We start from the raw sequence: 20,354 nt of genomic DNA on the forward strand, positions 1-20,354 counted from the left end.
CATTCCGGCCGGCGACGCCGCGATCAGAAATGCCAACGGGTGGTCTTGACGCGCTGCTGAAATGCTTCGAGCGCCGCCAGGTCCTTCTTCATCAGCGGCTTGTTGACCTTCTCGGTGAAGAAGTCGATCAGCGGACCCGCGAAGAACGCGGTCATCACCGTCCCGATACCGATCTGTCCGTGGAACGCCAACGCCAGCGCGACGAACGCGAGGTCCTGGGCCACGCGGACCACCCGGTACGGGAGGCGCGTGTGGTCGACGATGATCGGGGCGATCGCGTCGTACGGGGCGTTGCCCAGCGCGGCGGTCATGTACATCGACGCACCGGCGGTGAACAACGTGATCCCGACGAGGAACATCACGGTCTGCACCAACCGGGTCGGCTCGCTGGGGACATGTGGGCTCAGTAGAGCCGAGAACCATTGGACGAAGTACCCGGTCATGACCATGTTGATGATCGAGCCGATCCCGATGTACATGCGGCCGAAGAAGAAGACCGGGATCAGCAGCACGGCGTTGCTGATCAGCTGGTACGTGCCGAGGTCGAGACCGATCGTGTTGCTGATGCCGATGTTGGCCGCGGTGTAGGGATCCACGCCGACCTGCGCGACGCGCAACACCGCCGAGCCGAAACCCAGGACGGCCACGCCCACGAGCGCCCAGAAGGATCGCCGCCAGTAGTGCATGTTCTGACTACCCACAATCCACCCTCCGATGCGGTCTCGGATCTGATGCCGACTATGGCAGAGCTAGGTAGTCGTCGAACGCGGCGCGCCGGAAACACCTGGCCGCGCGCAGCGGGACTCGTGCTAGGAGAGCTTCGTCAACGTGAACGAGAACCGATCACTGCGCTCGGCCGGGCCACAGTCGCTCGCTTCCCAGGTGGCGTAGCCGTTGCCGGCCAGCGTCGCGTCGTCCCAGGACAGCGTGCGTGAGGCGGTGAGCGGGGTGCCCTCACAGGTCCCCGCGTCTGGCCACGGGCTCACCATCGTCCAACGCCCGTTGTCCAGGTGGGCCTGGCCGCCATACGGCGCCCACGTCGCGCCGCCGGTGGCCGCCACGTCGGCGCATCCCGAACCACAGGACGTCACGGTCCAGGTGCTCCAGGTCGACGGACCGTCGTGGTCATAGCGATAGGTGCCGTTGAGGTCTTCGGCGGCAGCCGGGCCCGCGAAACCGATCGCCGTTCCGGCCAGAACCATCGCCGGAATAATGCCCATGACAAGTCTCACGTTCGCACTCCCTGAAGTCGCCCCGACCCGGTGGCCAAAATTGACGCGCAGAGCATCTCACACGAACGCGCCTCGGGGACAGCAGGATTGACACAGCGACGGCCGTTGCAGCCGCCGCTGAGAGTGCTTGCACTTAGCTGGCAGCTCCGGGCCGCCACCTGTATCGGCGGGCGGCCGTATGGCCGGCAGTTAGCGGGATTCGACCTCGAACTCGATCAACCCGGCGCTGCGGGCGTTGACGACGACGTGTTCCCAGCTGGTCGCCGCGGCCGCGATCACCGTGATGGCCGTCGCGAAGCCGGCGAGTGAGGCCAGCACCGTCGCCCACGGCCCGTCGATGGCTACACCGAGCAGAATGGCGAGGAACGCCCCGGCGAGCACCAGTCCGGCGGCCGGCGCGCTGCGCCACCATGCCTGGCGCGATGATTCGATCGGCGTGGTCATGTAACCCACTGTCCCCGCGCTGGCTGAGCAGGGATGAAGCGTTTCCTATGGAAATGTTCTGAACCGAACCGCCCGTCGGCAAAATCACTCGACCCCTACCGATGCACGTTGCCCGGCTAAGGTGGTCCAACATGGCCAACTTGGACCGTCGAAAGATGATGATGCTGTCGGGTCTGGGCGCGATGGCGGCGGCGATACCCGCCCCTCTAGCCAATGCCCTCCCGACCAGGCCCCAGACACCGCGCATTCCGGCGCCCTCAGCGCCGCAGGCAGCGATGAACTACGTGTTCGCGGACGAATTCGACGGGCCCGCGGGCTCGGCGCCGAATTCGTCGAAGTGGACCATCGCGAAGGCCCGCGAGACCATCAAGGACCCCACGTACTGGGAACAGCCGGGCCGTATCGGCCAGTACCGGGACGACCGCAAGAATGCATTCCTCGACGGCAAGGGGAACCTCGTCATCCGGGCCACCAAGGAAGGCGACGCCTATTACGGCGCCAAGCTGGCCAGCGTGTGGGAAGGCGGGGCCGGGCACACCTGGGAGGCGCGGATCAAGTTCAACTGCCTGACCGCGGGCGCCTGGCCGGCCTTCTGGCTGGGCACCCTGGGCGAGGGCGAGCTCGACATCGTCGAGTGGTACGGCAACGGCAAATGGCCGTCAGCCACCACCGTGCACGCCAAGTCGAACGGCGGCGAATGGGAAACCCACAACATCGCCGTCGACACCGGCTGGCACACGTGGCGCACCCAGTGGGATGCCACCGGCGCCCGGTTCTGGCAGGACTACACCGAAGGGGCGAAGCCCTACTTCGAGGTTTCGGCGAGCCAGCTCCCGGACTGGCCGTTCAGCCAGCCCGGCTACACGATGTTCGTGGTGCTGAACCTCGCGGTCGCGGGCTCCGGCGGAGAAGACCCCAGCGGCGGGACCTATCCGGCCGACATGCTCGTGGACTACGTACGCGTCTGGTAGGTGCGCGAGTGCCACAACCACGGCACTCGGCTCATACTCCGGCAGCAACTGCGGAGCGAGGCAGCGGGCGACCGGTGTACTGAAAGGCCGCGCGGACCCCGATGTCCACCGCATGGTCGGCGAACCGCTCGTAGTACCGACTCAGCAGCGTCACGTCGATCGCGGCTGCAATCCCGTGGCTCCATTGTGGATCCATCACCTTGCCGAACAGGTTGCGGTGCAACGAATCTATTCGGTCGTCGTCGCACCGCAGCTGGTTCGCCCTGACCGGATCGCCGGACAGCACGACATCTCTGGCAGCACTGCCCATCTGCACCCCGATGGCCGCCATGTCGGCGAAGACGATGCTGATGTCCTGGGGCACGGCGCGCTGCGGGTGCCGTCGGCGAGCCGCCTCGGCGACGTGTAACGCCAACGCCCCCATCCGGTCTGCGTCGACGGCGTGCTGCATGCTGGTGACAACGGCGCGCAGATCAGACGCGACGGGAGACTCCAGGGCCAGCAGGCGGTAGGCCATGGCCTCGACCCCAGCGGCCTTCGCCGAGATACGCCGGTGATCGCCGATGGCTTCTTCAACCGCCGAAATCTGGGCGCACAGAAGCGCTTCGGTGGCATGGCTCATGGCGATCCCCGCCGCATGACAGAGCATCGCGATGTCCGCGGTGAGGAGATCCAACTGTCGATGAAACCCATCTCGCATGTTCCCCACGATAAGAGGTGGAAACGTATGGATGGGCGCCCCGCGGCATCAACGATTCGTAAGTATTCGGTTGGCGCACGTGCGGCGGTCGACGATGGAGCATTACGTTGGCGTCGACCGGTGTTGGTTGTCAATGGATGTCACACAAGGATCCGAAGATGAGCTGTTCGATTCGCATGAGGAACGTCGTGGCGTTCTTGAGAGCCGGCTACCCGGCCGGCGTGGCCCCCACCGGGCACATCGCGTTGCTCGCCCTGTGCCCACGGCGGATCACAGACGCCGAGATCGCCTTCATGGCAGACGAATTCAAACTACAGCGTCGGGTCGGCTAGACCTCCATACGTGAACCGATGATGACGGTCCGTTCCGGAGGCAGGTTGAAGTACCCCGCCGCATCAGCCGTCACGAGCGAGGTGGCGATGAAAAGGCGCTTGCGCCAAGGGACCATGTTGGGTTCAGTTCCCGGGACGAGGTCCAGGTGCGACAGAAAGTACGACGCATTCTCGAGATCGATGCCACCTTCGGTTTCCTCGGCGGGTATCCGCTTGAGCGCCGCCGGGACATCCGGGCGCTCCATGTAGCCCGCATGGATCGTGACGTGCAGGATGCCGTCGTCACGGTAGCCGAGATCGTCCACCGTTATACGGTTCTGATCAGACACGCGCGGAACGGGTTCCGTCTCCACCGAGGCGATCAGGACGTGTTCGTGCACGACGTGGTTGTGGTCGACATTGGCGCGCATGGCCAGCGGCACCGTGTCGTCGCCACGATTGAGAAAGACTGCTGTCCCGGGGATCCGGGTCAAAGCCGGCCGCTGTTGGGCGATGTCGCTGACGAACGGGCGCAGTGGACCTTCGATTTCGCGGCGGGACGCGGTCACCACCGCCCGGCCGCGCTGCCATGTGGTCATGACGACGAAGGCGGCGACCGCGATGACGAGCGGCAGCCAGGCCCCGTGCACGAGTTTTGTGAGGTTCGCGGCGAAGAACAGAAGGTCGACCGCCAGCAAGGCCCCGCCGCCGAGCACCAGCACCCACAGCGGCCACTTCCACTGCTGCCGGGCCAGGTACAGGAAGAGCGTGGTGGTGATGGTGATGGTGCCCACGACCGCCATGCCGAATGCGTATGCAAGCGCCGCAGACGTTTCGAATGCGAACACCAGCGTGAGCACTGACAACATCAGCATCCAGTTGATCCACGGCACATAGATCTGGCCGATCGTCGACGCCGAGGTGTGGGTAATCCGTAGGCGCGGCAGGTATCCGAGTTGCACCGCCTGCGAGACCACCGAGAACGCGCCGGTGATCACCGCCTGCGAAGCGATGACGGTCGCCGCCGTCGCCAACACCACCATCGGGATTTGCGCCCATTCCGGTGTGAGGAGGAAGAACGGTGCGCTCGACTTCGTCTCGTCGGCCAGGATCAAGGCGCCCTGCCCGAAGTAGTTCAACGTGCACGCGGGCAGCACCAGACCCAGCCATCCGACAGTGATGGCGCGCCGCCCGAAATGGCCCATGTCGGCATAGAGCGCCTCCGCACCGGTCACCGAGAGCACGATCGCGGCGAGCGCGAAGAAGGCGATGTGAAAGTGCCCCGCCAGGAACGTAATCGCGTACCAGGGGGACAGCGCGGCCAGAATTCCGGGGTTGGCGACGATGCCCGCGACACCGCAGGCGCCGATCGCGGTGAACCACGCGATCATCACCGGCCCGAAGAAACGGCCGACCACGGCGGTTCCCTGTCGTTGGACGAGAAACAACCCGACGATGATCACCGCGGTGATCGGTACCACCCACGCTTCGAGCCCGGGTTCGACGACCTTCAGTCCCTCGACGGCCGACAGCACCGAAATGGCCGGGGTGATCATCGAGTCACCGAAGAACAGTGCTGCCCCGAACAACCCGAGGGCGGCCAGGAGCATGGTGGTGCGTCGGCCACGGGTCCCGCTGCCGCGGCGCAGCAGCGTGATCAACGCCATGATGCCGCCCTCACCATGGTTGTCGGCGCGCATCACGAGTGTGACGTAGGTCAGGGTGACGATCAGCATCACCGACCAGAAGATCAACGACACGACGCCGTAGACGTTGGCATCGTTCAGCGGCACCGGGTGCGGATCGGCCGGGTTGAACACCGTCTGCACGGTGTAGATGGGGCTGGTACCGATGTCGCCGAACACGACGCCCAGCGCACCGATGACGATCGCTGGGCGCAGGGAGTGAGCGGTGCCGTGTGAAGTATCGGCGGCCGCGGACATGGTGGGCACGAAGGTCGACCGTCCTGTCATGAAGTGGCTGGACTCGGATGCTTCCGCTGATTGTGCATCCAGACCCTGGGATCGTGCTCAGGTATCGGCGGCAACCAGTGTGAGGATGGCGTCGGTGAGCCGGTCCAGGTAGTTGTCGTCGGCATCGACCTGCATGACCGACTGACGCCAGTAGAGCGCTCCCCCGACCATGTCGAGCACCACCTCGATATCGACGTCGTCGGCGATCTCGCCGCGCCGCCTGGCCCGCTCGAACAACTGTGCTGCCTTGAGCCGGCGTGGTTCTCGGATCTGGGCGGCCATCGTGGCGGCGTAGTCGGGATCGCGGGCGGCCTCGGCCAGCAGGTCCGGAATGATGGTGCGAGCCAGCCGATGTGTCAGCGCCTCGCGGCCATTCTGCAGGTAGGCCCTGACGTCGCCGCGCAGCGTCCCGGTGTCAGGGACATCGATCGCCGTGATCGCCGTCTTGGTCACGAGGTCGGCTGCCAAGTCCTGCTTCGATTTCCACCGTCGATAGATGGCGGCCTTGCCTACCCCGGCGCGTTTGGCCACTGCATCCACGGAGAGCCTGCCGTAGCCGACGGCAGCCAGCTCCTCGAAGAACGCGGACTCGATCGCCGCCGTCACGTCGTCAAGCAGGACAGGACCGCCCGACGTCCGGCGCGCTGCTGTGGCCACGGGCCGATTGTACGAGACGGAACGGTTGCGTTCCGTTTAAACACGATCTAGCCTAATCGAGACGATGCAGTTCCGTTTCGTTAAGGAGGACCCATGAAATTCCTGTTCGACGACGAGTCGTTCTCATTCGAAACGCTCCGGGCAGCCGGCTACGCCAATGCCGGCGGCGCCGACCTGGGCGAGGTCCTCGTCACGGCCCGCGCCATACCGGAAGGTGATGAGGCGGCGTGGCATCGCGAATGGAAGGCGACGGCGCAGCGGGTCGAGGCGTTGGGTCGTCAATCGTTGGCCGCCGATCACCGGGTCAGCGCGCGTGAGGCACTGCTGCGCGCGTCGAACTACTACCGCACTGCCGAGTTCTATCTGCGCGACGACCCGTCGCACGACCCCGAGCCCAAGCAACTGTTCGCGCGCTCGCGCGAGACCTTCCTGGAGGCAATGGCCTTGTTCGACTTCGGTTTCGAACGATTGGCCATCCCCTACCAGGACACCACGCTGCCGGGGTACCTCTACCTGGTCGATGATTCCGGGCGCCCCCGGCCCACCGTGATCTTCAACGGTGGATACGACTCCACGCTCGAGGAATCCTACGTCGCGCTCGCGGCCGCAGCGCTGACGCGCGGGTACAACGTGCTGGCATTCGACGGGCCGGGCCAAGGCGCCACATTGCGGGAGCAGGGCCTGACGTTCCGGCCCGACTGGGAGGCCGTGCTGACCCCGGTGGTGGACTTTGCGCTCACTCGCCCCGAGATCGCACCGGAGGCGATCACAGTCTTCGGCTACAGCCTGGGCGGTTATCTGGCGGCCCGGGCGGCGGCCTTCGAGAACAGGCTCGCCGCGGTGATCCTCAACGACGGCGTCTACGACTTCTACGCGGCGTTGGTCAACATGATGCCGCCATTCCTCACCAACTGGATCGACGAGGGAAACGATGAGGCCGCCGAGGCGGTGCTCGGACTGCTGATGGCGGTAAATACCCAGACCCGCTGGGCGGTCCGAAATGGACTGTGGGCCTTGGGAATCGAATCACCGGCCGACTTGGCACGCGCCTTCAAGGCCTACACGATCGCCGATGTGGCCGACCGGATCACCGCCCCGGCATTGGTACTCGACGCCGAGAACGACCAGTTCTTCAAGGGTGAGCCCGCCCGGGCCGCCGAGGCGATGGTCAACGCGAAGACCACACTGGTGACGCTGTATGAGGCCGACGGCGCCGGCGAGCACTGCCATATGGGAGCCGCATCGCGGGCGAATCAGGTGATGTTCGACTGGCTCGACGAACAAGTCGGCTACGGCACAGCCTGAGGAGTCACCAGGTATTTCTCCCCGGTGGCCTTCTTCAGGTAGCTGTTGAACGCGTCGGGTTTGAGCAGCCCGGCCAGTGAGACCTCTTGGGTGTAGGCGCTCGCGAACGTCGTCGTGAGCTCCGCGGCGACGCGGGCGCGCAGCCTGGCGATGGTCTCCGGCCCGGCGCCGGCGAGAAACGGTGTCAGCAGCCAACCGCCCACACCCCAGGCCATCCCGAAGTTTCTGGTGAGGACGGTGGGGCTGGTGTCGAGGCTGCCGTAGATGTACACCTGCTTGTGCACCGCCGACCCGTATCGGGAGTACTGCGCCGCGGTCGCATTGGCCGCCTGCTCCATACCGTTGAGGATCTGGCTCGCCAACGTTCCGCCGCCGGTGGCGTCGAACGCCAGCGTCGCCGACGTCGCCTTGAGCGCCTCGACGAGATCCGTTTCGAAGGTCGGTGACGCCGAGTTGCAGACGTGGGTCGCGCCCAGGCCACGCAGGATCTCTTCCTGTTCGGCCTTGCGGACGATGTTGACCAGCGGCACCCCGTCGGCGAGGCACGCCTTGACGAGCATCTGACCCAGATTCGACGCCGCCGCCGTGTGCACCAAGGCCGAATGTCCTTCGCGCCTCATGGTTTCCAGCATCCCCAGCGCCGTGAGCGGATTGACGAACGACGATGCGCCGTCCTTGGCCGTCGCGCCCTCGGGCAGGACCAGACACGCCGCGGCGTTGACCACCCGGTACTGCGCGTACATGGCGCCGCCGGCGATCCCGACCGTCTTGCCGAGCAGCGCTTGCGCGGCCGGTGCGGCCCCCGCGGCCACCACCGTGCCCGCGCCTTCGTTGCCCACCGGAAGCGAGGCGCCGACACGGGCCGCCAGACCTGCTAGTGCCCCGTCACGCAGCGGTGCGGTGACGACGGGACGTTCCGGCGTCCCGGCGACCGTCGCGGCCGACATGTCGGCGGCGGCAGGGATCAGCAGCCCCAGGTCCGACGGGTTGATCGGCGACGCCTCGACCCGGACCACGACTTCGTCGGCCGCCGGGGCGGGCACCTCGACCTCGTGCAATGACAACTCAAGCGTGCCGTCCGCAGTCACCAGCGACCGCAATTCCAGAGCGGTCTTGGGTAGTGGCTCAGTCATGTCTGAACACTACGTCGCTACACCGTGCATTTGCCCCCGGTGAAGAGATCGCAAGTGGTCTCCAGGCCGTTGAGCACCCCGGCCGGGATCGCGGACACGAAGTCGGTCAGGCTGATGGCGCGCAATGAAGTGAGGTCGCGGGCCTTCTGCGTGCCGATCAGCACCGCCACAGCGTCGCCCTCCGCCGTGGTGGTGGTGAATGAGTCGTCGCCGTCGCCGTACTGCCCGGCACAGTCGGCTTGGCAGGTACCGGTGGCGGGATCGATTTTCTCGTCGAACATGTCGTTGATCCACCCGGCCGACAGCTCCCGGACGGCCAGCGGGTTCTGCGGCTGCGGGAATCCCGCAACGAGATACGCGGTGGCCTGGATCAGCGGGTTGCCGCCCTGCATGGGATCCATGTGCACGCCGCCTTCGAGGACGACGCCGGTGAACTGACCGGGCCGCGCTTCCGACAGCTGGTTGTTGACGTCGCTGAACACGTTGAGGAAGTTCAGCGGGGCGCCGATCTCGTAGATCGGGATGTAATCGTTCGGGTCGTCGTCGCTGGGGTCAGCGGTCCCATTCGTTTCCAGCGCGTCGAGCCGGTCCATGGCGTCGGGGACGATCGAGCCCATCGGCACCGCGTCGTAAATCACCACGCCGGCAAGGTCGTTGGGCGCGTCCAGACCCTGCTCGCGCCGGCGGCTCAGCCCCTCGGCGTAGTATCCGGCGACCCCGGGCGCAAATCCGCCGCCCAGCGAGTGCCCGACAAGGACGAACTGCGTCGGCACGTCGAGATTCTCGGTGCGGCCGGCCTTCAGCTCGGCGGTGTCCATACTGGCGTTGAGTGCCGTGCGGTCGGGATCGAGGAACAACTGCGCGACCGCCTCGTGCAGGTTGTCACCGCCGAGCCACATGCCGTCAGCCTCGAACGGGTTCGACGTGAACGTGGTGGTCACGACGATGCTGTTGGTCGTGTGGGCCAGATACGACGCGGTGTAGCTGTAGAGCGGCCCGTTCGCAAGGAAGCCGTGCTGCAGGTAGATCATCCGGGTAGGTGGCTCACCGTTCGCGGATGTCGGGAAATACCAGTTGGATTCGACCTCGTGGCCTTCGGAGATCACCAGTGTGGACGTGCTGACCTCAACAGAGTCGCGCAGCTCCGGCGGGACCACCGGGTCACCGCCGACGGCCCGCTCCAAAGTGGCCAGGGTATCGAAGACGATGCCGGTGATCACCGACAACGGCTCGGGATAGTTCTGCGGCTCGGGATTGAGTGTCAGTGCTCCGAGGCTGCGGATCACATCGTGGATCGCCTCGATGGGATCGTCGTGGGCCGGGATGGCTGCGACAAGGGCGGACCTGATGCTGATCGGCGGCCGGACCCGGACCTGGATGTCATTCGATGGCGCTTCAGTGGGCTTTGGGGTGACGTCCTCCAAGCCTTTGGGACTGCCGAGGACGCTCACCGAGTTCCGCTCGCCGCGGGTGGCCTGCCGAATCTCGCTGCGCGCCTTGGCCTGAATTGAATCGGCGAGTTGCCGGATCGGCCTTTGCGTCTCCGCCCTACGCTGTTTGGTCGCGGGCTGTGTGTCTGTGGCCGCTTTCGATACCGCAGATGTCGGCCGCTGTTTCGCCACGCGTGTTTTCGGTTTCTGCGATTTCTGGCTGGAGTCGTTGTGCGTGGCCGCCGGCTTCGCATCGCGCTTCGACCCGGCGTCGTCGTCAGCGTGAGCTGTCCCTGCCCCGGCGAGTACGGCCGCCGACATGCCCGCCGTGAAAAGTCCAGCACCAACCCACGCCGCTATCCGCGTCACTATTCGCCCCCGTTACATCGAACCCGACCTTTGTCACGCTAGCGGGGGTCGGCGCTCCGTCGGACGGGATTCGACGAGATGGCGGAACGATCAGTCCAGCACATGTGCGAACCCCTAGCCGAGTTCGAGGGATTCGCGCGACATCCGGAAGAAGTGTCCGGTGCCGGTGTCGGTGCAGGTGACGCCCGCGGGTTGCGACTCGCACTTCATCGGTCCGGCCGAACGCGTCTGGCCGTAAGCCAGCGTGGGCATTCCGGTGTCGAAAATGGTGTCGCCGTGGCAGTGCACCTCGGGAGCGCTGCCCGGTTTCAGGCTGACGCGGTCGCCCCAGTCCAGGTGGCAGTCCGCCGGCTTGGCCGGCGGGGCGTAGGTGTGCTCCCGGATCTCGCAGACGACACCGTTGCTGCCGTCGAAGCCGTTCGGGACCAGACACCAGATGTTGCCCGATGGGGTGACGAACTTGGGCGGTGGCGGGCAGGCGTATGCGGTCGCCGGCAGAGCGATGACGGCGGCCGCCGCGGCGACGAACGGGATGAGGTGACGCTGGATTGTGCTCATGGGCTTGAGCATGCGGGGCCCGTCTTGCGGAATTCTCAACGGAATCTGGTGCGGAGTGAGCATGCGGTGGCGTTCACTTCCACGTCCCAGGCGATCGCCGCACCGCGCCGCATGGCCTCGGAATCGCCGCTGGTCAGGTAGGTCCTTTGAGCAAGGGCGCCGGCCTGCGCGGCGGGATGGCGTGCGGCGATCGCGGCGGCCAGCCGCTGGACCGGGTCGATCAGCGTGGCGTCGGGCAAGGCGTCGGCGAACCAGTCGCTGACGGCGGGATAGTGGGTGCACGCCAAGACCACAGCTTGAGCCCGCTGTAGCGGGGCCACGATCCGGCGCAGGTCGGCGACGAACCCCGGTGAGCCGGTGCTGCCCGCCTCGATGTGCGCCGACAACGGTTGGGCCACCCGGGACAGCACCTCGCGGCCGGGCCGGGCCAGCCCGCGCCGGTAGCAGCCGCTGGCGATGGTGCGTCGCCCGCCGACGACGCCGACGGGTCCTCGGAGGCGGTCGGGCACAGACGCCAGGCCGTGACCGATGATGCCCTCCACCGAAACCGGCGCCTGGCTCAGGCGCGGGGCGACGGTGCTCGCCGCATTGCAGGCCAGCACCACTTCGGTGGCGCCCCGGCGGGCGAGCTCGGAGACGACGGCGTAGAGCCGGGCAGTCAGGTCCGCGCTGCGCATCCGGCCGTAGGGCGTGGCCCCGGCGTCCGACCAGTACAGCACCGGCAATCCCGGCACGCGCCGGTCCAGCTCGCGTACCAGCCCGATGCCTCCGATGCCCCAGTCCACGATGCCGAGGCACGCCGTCGGCGTCATGGGTAGGTGAGCGGGGCCGTGAGCCCCTTGTCGAGCGGTCCGGAGTCGAACGCCATCACACGCTGTGACTGTGTCGCGGTCAGCAGCCGCAACTGCGTGCCGGGGAACCGGCTGGCCAAATACCAGCGGTACTCGTGCTCGGCGCGGATCGGGTTGTGCCGCAGCATCTCCCGCCATGCCGGATGGCTGGTCAACGCGGTCAGGTCGGCAGCGAACTGTGGCCGGGCCCGACGGGTACGCACGTGCGCGAGCGCCGACCGGGCCAGCACCGGGAGTTCGCGAACCCGCACCGGATGCTCGACCATGTCGACCACCCAGAGCCGGCCGCCGGGCGCCAACACCCGGCGGATCTCGGCCATCACCGGATCCCAATCCAGGTACCGGAACGACAGAAAGCAGATCACCACGTCGACGTGATCGTCGGGGATATCCAGCTGCGGACCGTCGACCTGGGCGAACCGCAGCCGGGAACGATGCCGGCCACGGTTGCGCGCCTGAGCGAGCATCCCCGAGGAGACGTCCACGCCGATGCCGAGGTCGAGTACACCGTCGTCGTCCAATGCGCGCAGCAACGCGCCAGTGCCGCAGCCGATTTCAAGTACCCGAAGCCCCCGGCCGAGTTCGGCTCGGGCGTGTGCGGCCCGTTCGGACACCCACCGCCACTCGGTGCCGCGCACCCTGATGTCGGCGTAGGCACGGTCGTAGAGCTCGGCCACCGGATCGTACGAGCCGACGGAACCGGCGGGGTCGGGCGTGCTGAGCACCGGCGGCTGCGCCGCCGCTCCGAGGTACTTGCGGGCCGCGCCGAGCGGCCCGTGCGACTTCCGTCCCGGCGCGTCGATCAGATAAAGATCGGTGCGGGACATCGGGCGGCGGCCCGCCCAGGAAAACCGGTCCTTGCGCGCCGACACCGTGGTGTAGTTGCGGTTTCCGAACGCGGATACACCGAACACGTTCGCGAAGAACGGTGCGAACCAGCGCGCGGTGCGGCAGGCATGAAAGTAGGCGCAGCCCGTGTTGGTGAAAGGGATTGTCATCGAACGCCATTCGTGCGGTGAGAACTGCTCGGGCCAGTCGGTCGATCCGAACATCGGGCCGTACATTCCGGAGTGGCTGATGAGGTGCAACTGATCGATCACGCGGCCGGCCTCGGTCAGTCGGGCGAGCTGCGCGGCGAAGTCGGCCTTGTGGTGCAGGCCGGACACGATGACCTCGGCATCGGGATGGGCAGCGGCCAGCTCACGCGCCATGGTCACCGCTGCCACCGCGAACTCTGCCGATCCGCCCCGGTAGTGCGTGGTGTGGGCCACCCAGATCACCGGCGCAGCAACCGTTTCAGGGGATATCTGATCGAACGGGATACGCGGGTGCTGCTCCTGCGGAATCCAGGCTCCGTAGTTACCGACCAACTCCAACATCTCGGAGCGGTCCAGATCGAACACCCTCATGCTGGTCGCAGGCGGACTGTAGAAATGCAGGGTCAATCCCCCTTCCAAGCCGGCCATATCGTGGATCACCTCGCTGGTGATGCTCGCGACCTCGCCGGTGTGGTGCTCGGTGATGCCGGTGACCGTCAATCGTGGACCGTCCCAGTCGAACCGTCTCTCCTCGAACCGGCCGTGCAGGACGATGACGAAACCGCCTGCCCCGCCGTGGTCGTGGGGTGCGCAGCGTTGCCCTGGTCGCCACCGGGCCAGCATGATCTCGACCTCGTCGTCGACGCGCAAGATCGTCCGGGAGTACGGCTCACCATCGTTGGGGTCGGCCGCCATCGCGGCCAGCGCCGGGCGCATACGGGCGGTCCGGGTCAGCAGTTCCGGCCCGGGGACCTCGCCCCTGACCGCGACGCAAGCCAAGTCGTCGAGCAGCGAACCCAGTCCGGCAGTGTCGTCGTACCGGACAGGGAGGTGCGAAATGGTGGTCATGCCGGAACGATGACGCCGACACCTTGCAGGATTCTCAACGGATCCTTGCGGTAACGCCGCGTGGCGTCACAATGGGATGCGGACCGCGCCGAACACCGGGAAGGGCTTGTGATGAGCAGTACTCGTCTCGGGTTCGGTCTGCTGGGTCCGCTACAGGTCACCGTGAACGACGCGCCTGTCGCTCTGGGCACGCCCAAACAGCGTGCGGTGTTGGCATTCCTGCTGATCAACCGTAACCGGGCGATCAGCACTGAATCGCTGATCGACGCTGTCTGGGACGGCGAGCCGGTGCCAGCGGCCCGAGCCACCATCCACACGCACGTCTCCAACTTGCGTCGCATGCTCGGCAGTGGTGAGCCGGAGACACCCGCAGCGCTGGTCAAAGCGGCTCCCGGTTATCGGCTCAACGTGGCTGCCGGCAGTTGCGATCTGGACCGGTTCATCGCCGAGAAGAGTGCCGGGATCAACGCTGCCGCAGCCGGGCGGTTCGACGCAGCTGGCACGCACCTGGCCGCAGCGCTGGCCCAATGGCGCGGAGACGTCCTCGAGGATCTGCGCGGATTCCGATTCGCCGATACCTTCGCCGCGGCCTTGACCGAGGACCACGTGCTGGTACACACCAGCCGTGCTGAGGCCGAGATCGCCTGCGGGCGCGCCGCGACCATCATCGCCGACCTGGAAGACCTCGCCACCAAGCACCCGTACCGCGAACCCGTGTGGGCTCAACTGATCACCGCCTACTACCTCGCGGAGCGGCAGTCCGATGCGCTCCAGGCCTACCGGCGCGTCAAATCGGTACTGGCCGAAGACCTCGGCATCGACCCCGGCCCCACCCTCAGTGCGCTGCATGCGCGGATCCTGCGTCAGGAGCGCCTCGATATCCGGCAGGTCGCCATGGCCACCGCGGCGCGCACCGTGAGCGCCGGACGCACCGCGACCAGCCGAGGTTCGACGGCCGCCGCGCTGCGTGATGCCGACGGACGCCGATACCCGTTGAAGCCGAACGTCACCCGGATCGGCCGGTTACCCGACAACGACATCGTGCTCGATGACGCCGAGATCAGCCGCCACCATGCCGTGATCATCGACACCGGAAGCAGTTTCGTCATCACCGATTTGCAGTCGGCGAACGGTGTGCAGGTGCGGCAGGAACGCATCCGCCCGAGCGCCACCGTCGGCGACGGCGACCACATCCGCATCTGCAGCCGCGAGTTCACCTTCGAACTTCAAAGCGCTGCACCGTGACATCGATTCGCAGCGGACGGCTGTGGGCCGCGATCGCGATCTTCGCGACGATCGCGCTCGCCGCGGGGGTATTCATCGGGACTCAACTCGGTTCCCGCGGGGCCGCACCGGAGCGTTCTTCTGCTGCCACGTCACTGGCCGCGGAGTTCTCCCGGCTGGAGCCCCAGTTACATGCCGTGGCGGGCATCGCGCTCAGCGGGGTCGGACCCGGACAGGAGCCGATGACCTTGGGCGAGTGGCAAAGCGGCCCCGCCTGGTCGACGATCAAGGTGCCGTTGATCATCGCCGCGTTGCGCGAGGAGGAGCCTCCGCGGGTCACCGAGGCGATGACCGCCGCTATCACCGAATCTGACAATGCCGCAGCGGAATCGATCTGGGAGAGCCTGGGCTCGCCGGCCGATGCCGCAACGAAGGTCGAAAACGTGCTGCGGCAGGCCGGTGATCCGACGATCGTCCAATCTCAACCGGTGCGCCCGGAGTTCAGCGCCTCGGGGCAGACCGACTGGCCGCTCACGGATCAGGTGAAATTCACCTCGGTTGCCGTGTGCGACAACGAGAACGGCCCGGTATTCGACCTCATGGGACGGGTCGAACCCGATCAGCGATGGGGCATCGGGACGATTGCGGACAGCCGGCTCAAAGGCGGCTGGGGACCGTCACCGACGGGTGGTTATCTGGTCCGCCAGATCGGTGTGCTGACCACCCCGACGGGAATGGTGGCCGTGGCGTTGGCGGCGCTGCCGGATTCGGGGAAGTTCGAGGACGGTACCGCCGCGCTTACGCGGATGGCCACTTGGCTGCGTGAACGTCTGAGCGCCCTGCCGACGGGACACTGCCCGGCTCACCAGAGATAGACGCGGGCGTTCTTGCCGCCCGTGCAGGTGATCCAGCTGTCGCCCGGAGACTGCTGGCAGTGCATCAGGAAATTGGAGCCGTCGCACAGTGCACCGGGCACCCTGCCGCAGTCCACAGCGCCGGGGGCTGAGACCGCGCGCGGCAGCGGGCTCGCGTTGCCATATTCGGCCCAATACGACGTCAGCACGCTGTTGGTGAAAAGGCATGAAGTTTCGGGTGTTCCGCGTCCGGCGCGGCTGCCGAACCCGCTGGCCGTGGTCGCTGCGAAACCGTCGTCGCACGACTGGTGCAGGCTGCTCTGATCGGGACCGGTGACCAGCGGCGGCAGTGGACCTCCGACCTGCCCCGGATCCCCGCCGGCCGCGGAGGGTGGTGTGCCCGCAGACTGGCCGGCATTGGTGGCAAGCATGCCGATCACGACGCCGAGGCCGCCGAGGATCAGCGCGGCCGCCACTGCGATGACGGTCGGCAGCACCCAGTTCCGGCCACGCGGTTCAGAATGTGCGGGCTCCGCCGGTTGGTCCGGCTGTGGATTCACCGTGGGGGCGGCAAGCGTCGGCGCCTGGTGCGGCAAGGTCGTCGGCGCCGAGCCGGCCTGCAGCGCACGTTGGGCCGCACGGCCTAATGCGCCAGCGGACCCGTACCGGTCGTCGGGGTCCTTGGCCATGCCCCGTGCCACCACATCGTCAAGCGTGGAGGGCACCGCGGGGTTCGTGACGCTGGGCCGCGGAGGTGGTGCGGAAACATGCGCTGCGAGCAGATTCTCCAGGTTGTCACCGACGAACGGGGGGTGACCGGTCAACGCCTCGTACAGCACGCAGGCCAGCGAGTAGGAGTCGACGGCCGGTGTCACCGTCTGGCCCGTGAATCGTTCGGGCGCCATGTAATTCATGGTGCCGATGCGGGATCCCTCGGTGGTCAACCGGCTGTCGCCCTGACTCTCGGCGATGCCGAAGTCGACGAGGTAGGCGAAATCAGCCGGGGTGACGATGATGTTCTGCGGCTTGATGTCGCGGTGGATCAATCCGGCGGCATGGGCCGCGTCCAGGGCCGCCGCGATCTGGGTGATGATGGCCACCGCGCGCGCCGGTGCCAGCGGACTGTCGGATATCAGGTCCGATAGCGTCGCACCCTGCACCAAGCGCATGTCGATGTAGAGGCTGCCGTCGATCTCGCCCCAGTCGTGGATAGGGATGACGTGCGGTTCCTGCAAGACCGCCGCCGCGTGCGATTCCCGCTGGAACCGGGTACGAAATATGGCGTCGTTGGAGTACTGATCGGCGAGGATCTTCAAGGCCACGGTCCGGTTCTTGTCCGCGTCGAAGGCCTCGTACACCTCCCCCATCCCGCCTCTACCCAGCAGGCGCGTGATCGAGTACTTGCCGAACGTCGTACCGACGCGCGAGTCCACTTCCAATCTCCCCTGATCGTTCGCTATAGACGCAGTATCGCCTGCACGGCCACGCGATGCAGATGATTGCCGACCTTGCGGCCCGGTCAGGGGCTCCCGATCGCCGGCACGGTGTCGGGTCCGCCTTTCGGCTGTTGGTACCCGGGGCAGGCTATCTCGATCTTGACCTGGCGCCACCCGCGCCCTTCCTCGGCAGGCATCCGTCCGCTGATCGTGTAGACGTCGTCGACCTTGATGGCCGTCATTTCCTGCGAGTCCTTGGTGAATCCGCTGCCTTCGGGGATATGGAAACCCGCTGCGGTGACGACCAGGCGGTGTGTCGTCGCCAGCATCACCCGGACGCTGCGTCGGTGATTCGTCGCCGACGGCGAGGCATAGATCAGCAGGTTGCCGTCGGGGAACCTGGTGCAGGTGACCTGCGCGGCCAGGGTGTGGACATCACCGTCGATCACGATCTTCACCTCGGACAGGCCGACCCCCGACGTGCATCCCGCCAAGAGGACGATCGCAGCCGTCGGCGCCGCGATACCGACCCGGGCACGCATCTGTGCAGTATGAACCGGTGGTAGTGCCGGAGCGACCGGAACTCCGGACAGGCGAAATTAGGTAGCTGACTACGCTACGCAGCCTTCGTGCCCGGCAGGACACTTGACCGGTCAGCGACACTGGTGGCGGTGTGGGTCGGTGGTTTTCGACGACGAGTGAGGCGCACATGAAGATCGGCAACGCGATGATCAGAGTGATCTGCGTGGTCGGCGTGGTGGTGGTCGGCTCGTTCGAGCCGGCGATAGGTGATGCCGATCCGTCACCTACGCCGGGCGTGGGCACGGTCACGCTGCAGGAGCTGATGTCCGCACCGGTGCCCGCGCTGTGCGAGCACGAACCAGGCAACCTGGTGAACGGTCAACTCCCGCCGCAGGATTCGCACCCCGGTTCGGTGAGGATCGCCCAGAGAAACGATGAGCCGGACCGGAGCTACAAGGTCGCGTTCGGCAACCTCACGGGCGGCTCCAACACCGATGCCGCGATGGTGACCGACTGCAGCGCCGGTGGGGTGCCCTGGCCAGAGACCGTGCAGCTCTACGCGGCCGGGCCGACGCTGTTGGGTGGAGTGAACCTGGGCGACATCACCCGCAGCCGCGAGGTCGTGACCGACCTGTCGATCAGTGATGGTGTCGCGCACGTGAACTGGCTGGCCAACGGCCCCGGTGATGGCGAGTGCTGTCCCACCATCAAGATGGCCGCCGACTTGAGGTGGGACGGCTCCACCGTGAGCGCTGAGAACGTTCGCAGGCTCAACTGACTTTCGCGCGTCCCCGTTAGAGCTTGCTCGCCGCGAAATCGGCTGCCTGAGCGACCTTTCCGGACTGCACATAGGACACGTGGGCACCCATGTCCCAGCCGCCTTCCCAGCAGATCGGGTCGGCCTCATTGCACTGGTCGATCGAGTTCGCGGCGTACTGGGGCGCCAGCGTCGGAAGTGGCATCCCGGCGGCCAGGAGGCCGGAGAAACCCGTGCGGGGCGTACCGAACAGTGCGGTCGCCGCCACGTGATCGGCGGTCTGGGGAGACGCCGCGCTGGTGGCCTGTTCGATGACAGCCGCGCCCTGCGAATAGCCGCCCAGCACCATCTTCGTGTTCGGGCAACTGGCCGCGATGGACTCGATCAGGGACCGCGCAGCGTCGGTGCCGGCCGGGGTGCTGTTGTGGAAGTCGTTGTTGGCCGGGTAATCCACCGCGGTTCCGTCGACGGTGCGCGGTGCCACCCGGGCCCGCAGATCATCGACGAACGGACGGCCGACACTGCCCAGGCCAGGCGGTTCATTGGTGCCGCGGGCGAACACCACCTCGACATCGGGGCACGGCGCAGCAGTGGCCGGCGCAGGCGTGACCGTCGGGACAACTGCGGCGAATGCGGCCAAGGCCAGGATCAAAGCAGGCTTGCTGGTCATACCGATCGATCGTAGGACCGCACCGGCCGTTCCCCCGATCGGTGGACCCACGATTCGGGCGATTCATGGCCTGACCAGCGGACAGACGCGGCAGCCCTCCAGCCGGGATGGTGATTTCAACACATCAACACCCACCGAGGGGGACACCACATGACCACCAACGCCACCACCAACCGCGTCGGCTTCGTCCGCCGCTTCGCTCTCATCGCCGCAGCGGCGGCAGTGCCGGCAATCGGACTCGGCGTCGCGCCGACCGCCGGCGCACAGTCCGTCGAGTTCGGTCCGTGCGGAAAGAAGGACGACAACGTCGCGCTCTGGAAGGACGTCAAGTACGCCACGCCACAGCACAAGGACGGCGCCATCGACGTCGTGTTCCCGGGCGGGGACAAGTCCCGCGGCTTTGCCGTCCGCCAAGGACAGCACCCCGCGCACCTGACCGATCTGCTGGTGATCCCGACGGCACGCGAGACCGGTATCGAATGCGACAACCTGTTGGACGCCAACGCTCCCCACTACTTCAAGGACGCCTTCGAGCAGGCCAGCATTCTGCCGCCAGGCAACCAGGGCCAGGCCCCGGACTGGGCGCTGGGCATCAACTCCGCCGACAACCGCGGACAGAACCAGCTCCACATCCACGTGACCCTGCTCGACCCCACGGCCCGCGCCGACATCGACCAGGCCGTCAAGAACCACAAGGTCACCAAGGACGAGAAGGGCTGGAAGGATTCCGTGATCGGTGTGCGCGGCCACAACGAGGTGGACCAGCCAGAGAAGGGCCCCCGCGGCTACCGGGCGTGGAACACCGACAACATCGACCGCAACTTCTTCGCCGCGCTCAACACCGACATCGTCGCGCCCCTGCAGAAGCAGATCCCCGGTATGGGGATGAGCAACGAGACTCTGCTGATCACCAAGAACCATCAGGGCCCGGGATTCATCGTGCTCGCCAGCGACGAGAAGTCCGGCATTACCCCGTTCGGCGTCAACAACATCGAGCGGCTGCTCGACAAAGGCTGACTCCGTCTCAAACCCAACGGCCACCCGAGTACGGGTGGCCGTTGGTGTTGTGCG

The 20,354-nt window shown here is 66.6% G+C and carries 21 protein-coding genes; 7 read left to right on the top strand and 14 right to left on the bottom strand.

Translation table 11 applies throughout. The annotated features are described in order from the left end of the window. Positions 1 to 23: 23 nt before the first annotated feature. The 3 genes from EYZ64_RS25050 to EYZ64_RS25060 form a co-directional block, all read right to left on the bottom strand. Positions 24 to 701: a YczE/YyaS/YitT family protein gene (locus tag EYZ64_RS25050; RefSeq protein ID WP_286175121.1), complete on the bottom strand. Its 678-nt coding sequence runs from the start codon at positions 699 to 701 to the stop codon at positions 24 to 26. A gap of 108 nt (positions 702 to 809) precedes the next feature. Further along, positions 810 to 1,232: a hypothetical protein gene (locus EYZ64_RS25055; protein ID WP_135457707.1), complete on the bottom strand. Its 423-nt coding sequence runs from the start codon at positions 1,230 to 1,232 to the stop codon at positions 810 to 812. Positions 1,233 to 1,421: 189 nt separating this feature from the next. Next, positions 1,422 to 1,676, bottom strand: a complete 255-nt coding sequence (locus EYZ64_RS25060; protein ID WP_135457709.1) for a hypothetical protein — start codon at positions 1,674 to 1,676, stop codon at positions 1,422 to 1,424. A gap of 131 nt (positions 1,677 to 1,807) precedes the next feature. Between EYZ64_RS25060 and EYZ64_RS25065 the strand changes: the two genes are divergently transcribed. Further along, positions 1,808 to 2,647 carry a glycoside hydrolase family 16 protein gene (locus EYZ64_RS25065; protein ID WP_135457711.1) on the top strand — a complete coding sequence of 280 codons (840 nt, stop codon included), beginning with the start codon at positions 1,808 to 1,810 and terminating at the stop codon, positions 2,645 to 2,647. Between the two features lie 31 nt (positions 2,648 to 2,678). Here EYZ64_RS25065 and EYZ64_RS25070 read toward each other — a convergent pair whose 3' ends face one another. Continuing rightward, on the bottom strand, positions 2,679 to 3,347 hold the full coding sequence (locus EYZ64_RS25070) for a phosphate signaling complex PhoU family protein (protein WP_135457713.1): 669 nt from the start codon (positions 3,345 to 3,347) through the stop codon (positions 2,679 to 2,681). Positions 3,348 to 3,505: 158 nt separating this feature from the next. Here EYZ64_RS25070 and EYZ64_RS25075 point away from each other — a divergent pair, with 158 nt between their 5' ends. Next, on the top strand, positions 3,506 to 3,679 hold the full coding sequence (locus EYZ64_RS25075; RefSeq protein WP_167857960.1) for a DUF3349 domain-containing protein: 174 nt from the start codon (positions 3,506 to 3,508) through the stop codon (positions 3,677 to 3,679). On the opposite strand, the gene EYZ64_RS25080 is transcribed toward EYZ64_RS25075, so the two are convergent. After that, entirely contained in the window at positions 3,676 to 5,601 is a 1,926-nt protein-coding gene (locus EYZ64_RS25080) for a potassium transporter Kup (protein WP_210115695.1), read from the bottom strand. The two genes, EYZ64_RS25075 and EYZ64_RS25080, sit on opposite strands and share 4 nt — an antisense overlap. Before the next feature lie 87 nt (positions 5,602 to 5,688). Further along, complete coding sequence (locus EYZ64_RS25085; protein ID WP_135457720.1) at positions 5,689 to 6,288, bottom strand: TetR/AcrR family transcriptional regulator; 600 nt, start codon at positions 6,286 to 6,288, stop codon at positions 5,689 to 5,691. 93 nt (positions 6,289 to 6,381) lie between these two features. Between EYZ64_RS25085 and EYZ64_RS25090 the strand changes: the two genes are divergently transcribed. Beyond that, positions 6,382 to 7,593, top strand: a complete 1,212-nt coding sequence (locus EYZ64_RS25090; protein WP_135457722.1) for an alpha/beta hydrolase family protein — start codon at positions 6,382 to 6,384, stop codon at positions 7,591 to 7,593. Here EYZ64_RS25090 and EYZ64_RS25095 read toward each other — a convergent pair. From EYZ64_RS25095 to EYZ64_RS25115, 5 genes are all read right to left on the bottom strand, one after another. Continuing rightward, positions 7,578 to 8,726, bottom strand: coding sequence for a zinc-binding dehydrogenase (locus tag EYZ64_RS25095; protein WP_135457724.1), 1,149 nt, complete (start codon positions 8,724 to 8,726; stop codon positions 7,578 to 7,580). The genes EYZ64_RS25090 and EYZ64_RS25095 overlap by 16 nt on opposite strands. Positions 8,727 to 8,743: 17 nt before the next feature. Further along, positions 8,744 to 10,177, bottom strand: a complete 1,434-nt coding sequence (locus EYZ64_RS25100; RefSeq protein ID WP_135457726.1) for a hypothetical protein — start codon at positions 10,175 to 10,177, stop codon at positions 8,744 to 8,746. A gap of 462 nt (positions 10,178 to 10,639) precedes the next feature. Then, the gene (locus EYZ64_RS25105) at positions 10,640 to 11,083 is read right to left on the bottom strand and encodes a DUF6636 domain-containing protein (RefSeq protein WP_135457728.1); all 444 of its coding nucleotides are present in this window, start codon (positions 11,081 to 11,083) and stop codon (positions 10,640 to 10,642) included. A gap of 35 nt (positions 11,084 to 11,118) precedes the next feature. Next, entirely contained in the window at positions 11,119 to 11,895 is a 777-nt protein-coding gene (locus EYZ64_RS25110; protein ID WP_167857961.1) for a glutamate racemase, read from the bottom strand. Beyond that, positions 11,892 to 13,820 carry a methyltransferase domain-containing protein gene (locus tag EYZ64_RS25115; RefSeq protein WP_135457732.1) on the bottom strand — a complete coding sequence of 643 codons (1,929 nt, stop codon included), beginning with the start codon at positions 13,818 to 13,820 and terminating at the stop codon, positions 11,892 to 11,894. Before EYZ64_RS25115 ends, EYZ64_RS25110 begins: the two co-directional genes overlap by 4 nt. Before the next feature lie 111 nt (positions 13,821 to 13,931). Between EYZ64_RS25115 and EYZ64_RS25120 the strand changes: the two genes are divergently transcribed. Continuing rightward, complete coding sequence (locus EYZ64_RS25120; RefSeq protein ID WP_135457734.1) at positions 13,932 to 15,065, top strand: AfsR/SARP family transcriptional regulator; 1,134 nt, start codon at positions 13,932 to 13,934, stop codon at positions 15,063 to 15,065. Further along, entirely contained in the window at positions 15,062 to 15,919 is an 858-nt protein-coding gene (locus tag EYZ64_RS25125) for a serine hydrolase (protein ID WP_135457736.1), read from the top strand. Before EYZ64_RS25120 ends, EYZ64_RS25125 begins: the two co-directional genes overlap by 4 nt. Here EYZ64_RS25125 and EYZ64_RS25130 read toward each other — a convergent pair. Beyond that, positions 15,907 to 17,331, bottom strand: coding sequence for a serine/threonine-protein kinase (locus EYZ64_RS25130; protein WP_135457738.1), 1,425 nt, complete (start codon positions 17,329 to 17,331; stop codon positions 15,907 to 15,909). The genes EYZ64_RS25125 and EYZ64_RS25130 overlap by 13 nt on opposite strands. Before the next feature lie 86 nt (positions 17,332 to 17,417). Then, the gene (locus EYZ64_RS25135) at positions 17,418 to 17,876 is read right to left on the bottom strand and encodes a lipoprotein LpqH (RefSeq protein ID WP_135457740.1); all 459 of its coding nucleotides are present in this window, start codon (positions 17,874 to 17,876) and stop codon (positions 17,418 to 17,420) included. Positions 17,877 to 18,043: 167 nt separating this feature from the next. On the opposite strand from EYZ64_RS25135, the gene EYZ64_RS25140 reads away from it, so the two are divergent. Next, the gene (locus EYZ64_RS25140; protein ID WP_135457742.1) at positions 18,044 to 18,634 is read left to right on the top strand and encodes a hypothetical protein; all 591 of its coding nucleotides are present in this window, start codon (positions 18,044 to 18,046) and stop codon (positions 18,632 to 18,634) included. A gap of 16 nt (positions 18,635 to 18,650) precedes the next feature. Here EYZ64_RS25140 and EYZ64_RS25145 read toward each other — a convergent pair whose 3' ends face one another. Then, the gene (locus EYZ64_RS25145) at positions 18,651 to 19,283 is read right to left on the bottom strand and encodes a cutinase family protein (RefSeq protein ID WP_135457744.1); all 633 of its coding nucleotides are present in this window, start codon (positions 19,281 to 19,283) and stop codon (positions 18,651 to 18,653) included. A 150-nt stretch (positions 19,284 to 19,433) separates the two neighbouring features. Between EYZ64_RS25145 and EYZ64_RS25150 the strand changes: the two genes are divergently transcribed. Further along, positions 19,434 to 20,300, top strand: a complete 867-nt coding sequence (locus tag EYZ64_RS25150) for a CDP-diacylglycerol diphosphatase (protein WP_135457747.1) — start codon at positions 19,434 to 19,436, stop codon at positions 20,298 to 20,300. The last annotated feature ends 54 nt before the right edge of the window (positions 20,301 to 20,354 follow it).

It is taken from the genome of Mycobacterium sp. DL99 (assembly GCF_004762045.1).
GTDB lineage: Bacteria > Actinomycetota > Actinomycetes > Mycobacteriales > Mycobacteriaceae > Mycobacterium.

What these genes read in the sequence shown, in the direction of transcription:
- EYZ64_RS25060 (WP_135457709.1), bottom strand. Translation starts at nt 1,676, where the DNA reads ATGACCACGCCGATCGAATCATCGCGCCAGGCATGGTGGCGCAGCGCG.
- EYZ64_RS25065 (WP_135457711.1), top strand. Translation starts at nt 1,808, where the DNA reads ATGGCCAACTTGGACCGTCGAAAGATGATGATGCTGTCGGGTCTGGGC.
- EYZ64_RS25070 (WP_135457713.1), bottom strand. Translation starts at nt 3,347, where the DNA reads ATGCGAGATGGGTTTCATCGACAGTTGGATCTCCTCACCGCGGACATC.
- EYZ64_RS25075 (WP_167857960.1), top strand. Translation starts at nt 3,506, where the DNA reads ATGAGCTGTTCGATTCGCATGAGGAACGTCGTGGCGTTCTTGAGAGCC.
- EYZ64_RS25080 (WP_210115695.1), bottom strand. Translation starts at nt 5,601, where the DNA reads ATGTCCGCGGCCGCCGATACTTCACACGGCACCGCTCACTCCCTGCGC.
- EYZ64_RS25090 (WP_135457722.1), top strand. Translation starts at nt 6,382, where the DNA reads ATGAAATTCCTGTTCGACGACGAGTCGTTCTCATTCGAAACGCTCCGG.
- EYZ64_RS25095 (WP_135457724.1), bottom strand. Translation starts at nt 8,726, where the DNA reads ATGACTGAGCCACTACCCAAGACCGCTCTGGAATTGCGGTCGCTGGTG.
- EYZ64_RS25105 (WP_135457728.1), bottom strand. Translation starts at nt 11,083, where the DNA reads ATGAGCACAATCCAGCGTCACCTCATCCCGTTCGTCGCCGCGGCGGCC.
- EYZ64_RS25110 (WP_167857961.1), bottom strand. Translation starts at nt 11,895, where the DNA reads ATGACGCCGACGGCGTGCCTCGGCATCGTGGACTGGGGCATCGGAGGC.
- EYZ64_RS25115 (WP_135457732.1), bottom strand. Translation starts at nt 13,820, where the DNA reads ATGACCACCATTTCGCACCTCCCTGTCCGGTACGACGACACTGCCGGA.
- EYZ64_RS25120 (WP_135457734.1), top strand. Translation starts at nt 13,932, where the DNA reads ATGAGCAGTACTCGTCTCGGGTTCGGTCTGCTGGGTCCGCTACAGGTC.
- EYZ64_RS25135 (WP_135457740.1), bottom strand. Translation starts at nt 17,876, where the DNA reads ATGCGTGCCCGGGTCGGTATCGCGGCGCCGACGGCTGCGATCGTCCTC.
- EYZ64_RS25140 (WP_135457742.1), top strand. Translation starts at nt 18,044, where the DNA reads ATGAAGATCGGCAACGCGATGATCAGAGTGATCTGCGTGGTCGGCGTG.
- EYZ64_RS25145 (WP_135457744.1), bottom strand. Translation starts at nt 19,283, where the DNA reads ATGACCAGCAAGCCTGCTTTGATCCTGGCCTTGGCCGCATTCGCCGCA.
- EYZ64_RS25150 (WP_135457747.1), top strand. Translation starts at nt 19,434, where the DNA reads ATGACCACCAACGCCACCACCAACCGCGTCGGCTTCGTCCGCCGCTTC.